The following is a 7,956-nucleotide window of genomic DNA, read 5'->3' as shown; positions in this document are numbered from 1 at the left end:
TAACGCCCATGCTGGGCGCACAAATGAACGAGGTCTAGCGAAAACATCTTTATCGCCAAACCTCGTTATTTATTTTTGTTTATTTAAGTTATTCAATCTGGTCATCTTACCCTATCCATACCTATTCAGCTGGTGGCTGGGTTACGACAGGATTTGTCACTTCAGGTTCACTCTGCACAGGTGGTTGCGTAACCGGTGGTGCTGTGTCGACGGGTGGTTCCGTCACCGGTTCTGTATAGGCCGGCGGCTCAGTGACACTAGGTTGTTCGGTTTGTGGAGGATAATACGGCGCTTCAGTATAACTAGGTTGATAAGAAGGTGCTTCATATCCTTGGGTTGGTTGTTGGTAAATATCGCCTTCATAATATGAAGTCTCTAAATCACGTACTCTTTCTAAATCGGCCTGTTGTTGATTGATAGCGTCAATTTGCTCTTGTGTTAGTCCACTTGGATATTGATTCATCACAATCAATTCACTCTTAATGAACTCATTTTCATTATCAGCCATCGGGTCAGCCAATGAACTTGCTAGTATCGCTTCAAGTTGAGTATGAGCTCGTAATTCATTTGAAACTTTCAAACGTGCAGAGACTGGAATATTAAAGTAAAAAATATCATCTAAATATAATGGTTGCATTTCATCAAATTCAATAGCTGAAATATTGTTGAGAGCTGACACATACTTAGGATATACCGATAAAATGGTTGTTAAATCAAAATTTGTTTTAACATTTTTGGCCACCACTTGTAAAATTTGTGGGTAATAAGTAACAGCATTCAAACTGAGTAATTTATCCATTATCGCTTTAATAACCATTTTTTGGCGATTTTGCCGTCCAACTTCGCCTTCAGGGTCATCATAACGCATCCGGGCAAAATTCATCGCTTTGACTCCATTTACTTCCCTTGTTTCACCCTTTTTAAATTGGGTGCCTCGATAAGTAAAAGTTAAAGGACTAGTGACTTCAATGCCACCAATCGCATCTATCAATTCTTCTAATCCTGACATATCCAATACAGCATAATAGTCAATTGGTATATTTAAAAAGGCTTGAATTGTATCAATAGCGGTCTCAATGCCACCATAGGCATACGCATGGTTAATCTTCTCAGGTTCATTATAGCCTTCAATAAAGGATAAAGTATCTCGTGGAATACTTAACATTTTAGTTGTTTGTGTCTGAGGATTTAAACTGACAATCATAATAGTATCAGATCGACTCACAAAGCCTTGATCTTCGGTTCGTTCTAAATTATTCGCATCAGTTCCCAAAAGTAAAATATTCAACGGTTCCCCTTCATCTACTTCGGCTTCTTTGTCACGTAATTTATTGACTGAAATATCTTCAACTACCACTGATTTTTTTAATTCATTAATGTCTGAGTTCACTTTAATGAAAAGCCCTAAACCAACGGCGAGTAAAATCACAAAGATTGCACTTAGGATTTTCAGCCAATTTCTCTTTTTCTTTTTAATTTTATTTGTTTCTTGATTCATTTAATTAACTTCCTTAATAATACGACTAATTGATTATTTCTTTGACTTTTGTTCTTAGCTCCTCCAAATTATCTTTATCCACTTCATGGATGGTTAAATCCTTTATAGCTTTTTGGTAACTGCCAAAATTTAACCGTAAGTAATCTTGCCAAGATAACGAACTATATACTGTTTGACTGGCTTCATCGAAATAAGTCTTCCAATGCGGTAAATGGTTCAAACCGTATACTTCATTCCAAATACCTAATAAGACCTCATTCACTCGTTGATTTCGCTCTGAAACAGTCTCTTCTCCTTGATTAAGCATATATTGTAAAGCTAATCGTCCTGAAAGTAAAGTGTTTTGATTTTTTTGTAGGTGCAAATCATTATAGGTATAGTCTGCTTGAGGTGTAATCGTAATATTAGGAAACAAGTCAATAAGACTTTTTGTTTCTGACAAATAAATAACCGTTAAATGATCAATATTTTGGTCCAATATTATTTCTAATTTATTTAATAATAAATCCGTTTGATGACGTGGGTTCCATTGAGATAAAGGCTTATTATCAATTTCTAACTGAGCATCTACCTGGCTTAATAACCCTTGTCCTGTCTTAGGATTTAAAGTAATGAGATTCCAACTCGTTGCTTGTTGAGATTCAATTCTGCCAGCATCTGGAAAAGACAGACCTACGACTAAAAAAGTCGTAGGCTGATTTTTGGACAAACGATCCGCTTTTTCAATCCAATTTATCTCTTCAATCGAATGATAGTAGCTTTTTTCAATCCCCATATAATAATGGTAACCAAAGAAAAATAAAGTGACAAATAGCGCCATACTGATAAATAACGTAATCATGCCATTAGAACGTTTAATTTTGGTATTTGGCTCAAATTTAGGACTAATATGTTGAGGTGTTTGTCTACGTTTATTTTTCATTTGCGAACACTACTTCTCGTCATATCCTTGAGGATTATTTGATTGCCAATTCCAAGAATCACGGCACATATCCTCTAAAGTCTTTTCAGTCTTCCAATTCAACTCATTATTGGCTGCCGTAACGTCTGCATAACAAGTTGCGACATCGCCTGGACGACGTTCACTGATTACGTATTTAATCTCAATATTATTAGTATTTTGGAAGGCATTGACTAAGTCAAGCACTGAATAGCCAACTCCTGTACCAAGATTATAAACTTTTACACCTTTTTGTTCTTTGTTCTTTTCTAAGGCTTTAATATGACCTTTTGCTAAATCAACTACGTGGATATAATCACGCACACCAGTACCATCTGGAGTGTCATAGTCATTACCAAAAATGGTTAATTGATCCCGTTTACCAATTGCAACTTGTGTAATATATGGCATCAAATTATTAGGAATTCCCTGAGGGTCTTCACCAATACGTCCTGATTCATGAGCACCAATAGGATTAAAATAACGTAATAAGGTGACCGACCATTCTGGATCAGCAATGGTTAAATCAGTTAGTAAATGTTCATTAACAACTTTAGTATAACCATAAGGATTACTTGCCGTATTAGCTGGCATACTTTCAACTAATGGAGAAGGATTTTCCGAACCATAGACAGTTGCTGAAGATGAGAATACGATATCTTTTACATTTGCTGCACGCATGACTTCTAATAAGGCAACCGTTCCCTCGATATTATTATGATAATATTCTAAAGGTTTTGAAACAGATTCACCCACCGCTTTATAACCGGCAAAATGAATCACGGATTCAATATCATTTTCAGCAAAAATTTTAGTCATTGTTTCTTTGTCTAAAATATCAGCTTCATAAAACTTAAAGTCTTTGCCAGTAATTTCTTTAATGCGCTCTAATACTTCTGGCTTACTATTATAAAAATTATCAACGATAATCACGTCGGTTCCTAAATTTAATAACTCTACCACTGTATGGCTACCAATATAACCCGCTCCACCAGTAACTAAAACTGACATCATACCACTCCTATACTTATTTACTCTTAGTGTTCATTATAACACAAGATAAGAAGTTAATGATAGCGAATTTATTAGGTTATCAAAAATTATTCATAGTGGTTTCACCTTTAAAATTCAAATCTATATTTAATTTATATATATATTGAAGGGAATCTTTGTTATAATAGAAACGAAAACCTTAAAAAAGGTGCAATGTAAGGAGGAATTAGTTTGGCTGAAGCCCTAATTGTATTTGCCAGTTTAACCGGTAATACCGAAGAAATGGCTGATATCGTTGCTGAAAGACTTGAAGAACATGATATTAATGTTGAAATAGTTGATTGTATGCAAGCCGATGCACACGATTTTTTAGATTATGATATTTGTATCATAGGTAGCTATACCTATGGTGTTGATGGTGTTTTACCTGATGAAATGATTGATTTCCATAAAGAATTAGGTGAACTTGATTTAACCGGTAAAGTTTTTGGTGTCTTTGGTTCTGGCGATGATTTTTATGATTATTTCTGTGCTGCTGTTGATTTCTTTGAAAATCAATTTGTTGCAACGGGTGCAACTAAAGGTGGCGAAAGTGTAAAAGTCAATTTAAACGCTGAAGATGAAGATATTGAAAACTTGAATGCCCTAGCAGATGCCATTGCTAGTCATTTTGAATCATAGAAAGTAGGTATAATATGGTATTAGAAAATTTTGATGTTTTATTAGATAAATATGCAAATTTATTAATGACAAAAGGGTTAAATGTTTCGACAGATGATTATGTTTTAATCAATGCCGAAATAGAACAAGCGCCATTGGTAAGATTAATGACACAACATGCTTATCAATTAGGTGCAAAACACGTTAAAGTTAATTGGACGGATACTGCCATTAGTATTTTAGGTTATCAACATCAATCAGTTGAAACATTAACAGATATTCCTGAATATCGTGTGGCTGAATCTAAGTACGATATTGAAACACGTGCCAAAAGAATTGCCCTACGTTCGGCAAATCCAAATGCATTAAAAGATATTGCCCCAGAAAAATTAGCAGCAGCAAGCAAAGCCGCTTCATTAGCATTTTCTGAACAACGTATTGCCTCACAAGCTAATGTAATGAGTTGGCTCGTATGTGCCGCAGCTGGTCAAGAGTGGGCAGCATTAGTCTTCCCCGAATTAGAAAGCTCAGAGGCGCAAGTTGATGCTTTATGGGATCAAATTTTTAAAACGACACGTGTTTATGAGCAAGATCCAGTTGCAACTTGGGAAAAACATGAAGCAACTTTAAATGAAAAAGCTGATTTCTTAAATGAAAAACAATTTGACAGCTTACATTATACCGCTCCTGGTGTTGACTTTACGGTTGGTTTACCATTGAATCATGTTTGGGAAAGTGCTGGCAGTACGAATCAACAAGGTGAAATCTTTATTGCCAATATGCCAACAGAAGAAGTTTTCACTGCACCAGATTTCCGTCGTGCAGATGGTATTATTAAAAGTTCAAAACCTTTAAGTTATAATGGAGTCGTCATTCGTGACATGACTTTCAAATTTAAAGATGGCGAAATCATTGAAGTAAGTGCTGCTGAAGGGGAAGCGACTCTAAAAACATTAATTGAAAATAATGAAGGAGCTCGTAGTTTAGGTGAAGTGGCATTAGTACCACATAGCTCCCCTATTTCTCAATCAAATATTACATTTTTCAATACTTTATTTGATGAAAATGCCTCAAACCATTTAGCGATTGGACAAGCTTATGCCACTTCCGTTCAAAATGGTACCAAAATGTCGCAAGAAGAATTAAAAGCAAGTGGTTTAAACCGTTCAACTGTCCATGTTGACTTTATGGTTGGTAACGCTGAAATGAATATTGATGGAATTACAAAAGATGGTGAAACTTTTGCTATTTTCCGTAATGGAGAATGGGCATTTTAATTCACCAATCATAATTGGGGGTAAGAATGATGCAAGACAATAAAAATACTAATGCTAAATTAGATCAAGCATTTAGTAAGCAAATTGACGAATTCGACAAGCGATTAGACCGTGGTGGTATGATTTCATTGATGATTATCGTCATTGGTTTTCTAATTATTGGCTATTGGATGATTGAAATTTTAAGTTTAAATGATGAACAAACAACTTTCAATGATGATGCAACAATGGAATTAGTCGAACGTGTGGAGATGTTAGAATCACGGGTGGCTGAATTGGAAGCAGCTGAATAAAAATGAAAGTTTTACATATTAATTCTTATTTTTCGACCTCAGGTCTTTTTAAACATTTATATGACCGTCAATTAAATGCGGGTTTAGAAATTGATGTCTACGTTCCTATCTCCCATCAATTTCCTGAAGAACGCATTGCAGCAAGTGGAGACTATACAACAATTCACCGAAACCATCATCAGTTTGAACGCTATCTTTTTCATTTAAAACATTATAATATTTTAAAAGATTTGAAAAATACTTATCAAGCTGAACAATATGATTTAATTCATGCTCATTCATTATTTTCAAATGGATGGTTAGCCTACCAATTATGGAAAGAAACTAAGACCCCTTACGTCGTGGCAGTAAGAAGTGCTGATATTCGGACATTTTTTGACAAAATGCCATGGTTAAAGCCAATGGGATTAAAAATATTAGAAAATGCCAGTCAGGTCTTCTTCATTTCACGTAATAATTATAATGAAGTATTTGCTAATCATATTCCTTCAAGAATGAAAGAAACTTTGCGTGCAAAAACACAAGTAATTAGCAATGGGATTGACCCTTATTGGTTACAAAATCGCTTTACCGAAAAGCAACCGGCGATTCATTCCCCTCTTCAAATTGTTTCTGTTGGTAAAACAATTCATGAAAAACGTTTTGTTCAATTAGCCAAAATGGTCCAGTCTTACTCCGAGAATATAGCACAAGCACATTTAAACATTGTCGGACCTACTTGGAACCCTAAAATAGTTCAACAATTAAAAACGTTTGATTGTGTCACCTATCACGGTCCTAAGAATAAAGAGCAGTTAAAAGACTTTTATCGAACAATGGATGTCTTTGCCCTACTCTCTTCTCCAGAAACATTTGGATTAGTTTATCCGGAAGCAATGAGTCAAGGATTGCCTGTTATCTATACTCAAAATGAAGGATTTGATTCCTTCTTTGACAATCACTATATTGGTGTCAGCGTTGCAAAAACTGATGAATTAGGCTTTACTAAAGCAATTGATTTTATTAAGCAAAACTATGCAACACTATCCAAGAATGCACTTAATAATGCTAACAAATTTAATTGGGATGAAGTCAATCAGAAATATCTGAACATTTATCAAAATATAACCCAAAATAAAGGATGATTAGATACATATGAAAAAAGTAAGAAAAGCTGTAATCCCTGCTGCTGGACTTGGAACTCGTTTCTTGCCTGCTACCAAAGCCATGGCCAAAGAAATGTTGCCGATTGTGGATAAACCAACTATTCAATTTATTGTTGAAGAAGCGATTGCCTCAGGTATCGAAGATATACTAATTATTACTGGTAAAAGTAAACGTTCCATCGAAGATCATTTTGATTCTAATATTGAATTAGAGGAACACTTGTTAAAACAAGGCAAGATGGAACTTCTAGAAAAAGTTAAACAAGCCACTGGTATTAATCTGTTCTTTGTACGTCAACCTTACCCTAAAGGTTTAGGCGATGCAGTGTTACAAGCCAAAGCCTTTGTTGGCAATGAACCATTTATTGTCATGTTAGGTGATGACATTATGCAAAGTGAAGTACCATTAACTAAACAATTAATCGATGTATACGATGAAACCTATGCCTCAAATATTGCGGTAATGGAAGTTGATCCAGAACAAACTTCTAAATATGGTATTATCGCACCATCTAGAAAATTCGATGACAGTACTTATTATGTCGATGCTTTTGTTGAAAAGCCAAAACCTGAAGATGCTCCAAGTAATTTAGCAATCATTGGCCGCTACCTTCTAACACCTGAAATTTTTTCTATTTTAGAAAATCAAACTCCAGGGGCTGGTGGCGAAATTCAGCTAACCGACGCCATCGATACCTTAAATAAAACTCAACGTGTTTTCGCCAAACGTTTTGATGGTCATCGTTACGATGTGGGGAGTAAGTTAGGCTTTTTACAAATGAGTGTTGAATATGGATTAAAACATCCTGAAATCGCCTCTGAGTTAAAAGAGTATATTGAAAACTTAGTTGAACAATTAGAACAATAATCATATAAACAAAGAATAAGCTCTGAAGTCATATAGTGATGATTTCAGAGCTTTTAGCTTGGCTATTTTTCTATATCGCCTTGATGAGATTGCGCAACAAAATTCAAAGCTTTATTATATGGTGTGATATTTGATATCATAATTCAAAGCTTTATCATGTATTAGTCAGATTATTTTTACATTAATGAAATTAACCGTAAGCGTCCCATAACAAAGTATCTATCAATAATCGGATAACACCCTTAAAATGGTGATAATCAAACTATTTTAGGGGTGTGTTAT

The 7,956-nt window shown here is 34.9% G+C and carries 8 protein-coding genes; 5 read left to right on the top strand and 3 right to left on the bottom strand.

Going from position 1 to position 7,956, the window contains the following annotated elements; translation table 11 throughout:
- Positions 1-121: 121 nt before the first annotated feature.
- Genes HMPREF2811_RS05850 through galE form a run of 3 tightly spaced genes read right to left on the bottom strand, consistent with a single transcriptional unit; the run spans position 122 to position 3,449 of the window.
- On the bottom strand, positions 122-1,498 hold the full coding sequence (locus tag HMPREF2811_RS05850; RefSeq protein WP_071408518.1) for an LCP family glycopolymer transferase: 1,377 nt from the start codon (positions 1,496-1,498) through the stop codon (positions 122-124).
- A gap of 25 nt (positions 1,499-1,523) precedes the next feature.
- Positions 1,524-2,420, bottom strand: coding sequence for a hypothetical protein (locus HMPREF2811_RS05845; protein WP_071408517.1), 897 nt, complete (start codon positions 2,418-2,420; stop codon positions 1,524-1,526).
- 9 nt (positions 2,421-2,429) lie between these two features.
- Complete coding sequence (galE, locus tag HMPREF2811_RS05840; RefSeq protein WP_066125818.1) at positions 2,430-3,449, bottom strand: UDP-glucose 4-epimerase GalE; 1,020 nt, start codon at positions 3,447-3,449, stop codon at positions 2,430-2,432.
- Between the two features lie 213 nt (positions 3,450-3,662).
- Here galE and HMPREF2811_RS05835 point away from each other — a divergent pair, with 213 nt between their 5' ends.
- Genes HMPREF2811_RS05835 through galU form a run of 5 tightly spaced genes read left to right on the top strand, consistent with a single transcriptional unit; the run spans position 3,663 to position 7,674 of the window.
- Positions 3,663-4,112 carry a flavodoxin gene (locus HMPREF2811_RS05835; protein ID WP_071408516.1) on the top strand — a complete coding sequence of 150 codons (450 nt, stop codon included), beginning with the start codon at positions 3,663-3,665 and terminating at the stop codon, positions 4,110-4,112.
- 14 nt (positions 4,113-4,126) lie between these two features.
- Positions 4,127-5,368 carry an aminopeptidase gene (locus tag HMPREF2811_RS05830; RefSeq protein WP_071408515.1) on the top strand — a complete coding sequence of 414 codons (1,242 nt, stop codon included), beginning with the start codon at positions 4,127-4,129 and terminating at the stop codon, positions 5,366-5,368.
- A 26-nt stretch (positions 5,369-5,394) separates the two neighbouring features.
- The gene (locus tag HMPREF2811_RS05825) at positions 5,395-5,661 is read left to right on the top strand and encodes a hypothetical protein (protein WP_141749269.1); all 267 of its coding nucleotides are present in this window, start codon (positions 5,395-5,397) and stop codon (positions 5,659-5,661) included.
- 2 nt (positions 5,662-5,663) lie between these two features.
- Positions 5,664-6,785 (top strand): glycosyltransferase family 4 protein, encoded by a 1,122-nt coding sequence (locus tag HMPREF2811_RS05820; RefSeq protein WP_210386555.1) that lies wholly within the window; start codon positions 5,664-5,666, stop codon positions 6,783-6,785.
- Between the two features lie 10 nt (positions 6,786-6,795).
- Positions 6,796-7,674: a UTP--glucose-1-phosphate uridylyltransferase GalU gene (gene galU, locus HMPREF2811_RS05815; protein WP_071408512.1), complete on the top strand. Its 879-nt coding sequence runs from the start codon at positions 6,796-6,798 to the stop codon at positions 7,672-7,674.
- Positions 7,675-7,956: the final 282 nt, after the last annotated feature.

This window comes from Globicatella sp. HMSC072A10, from assembly GCF_001811625.1.
Classification (GTDB): Bacteria; Bacillota; Bacilli; order Lactobacillales; family Aerococcaceae; genus Globicatella; species Globicatella sanguinis.
This window is presented reverse-complemented; position numbering and strand designations above follow the sequence as displayed.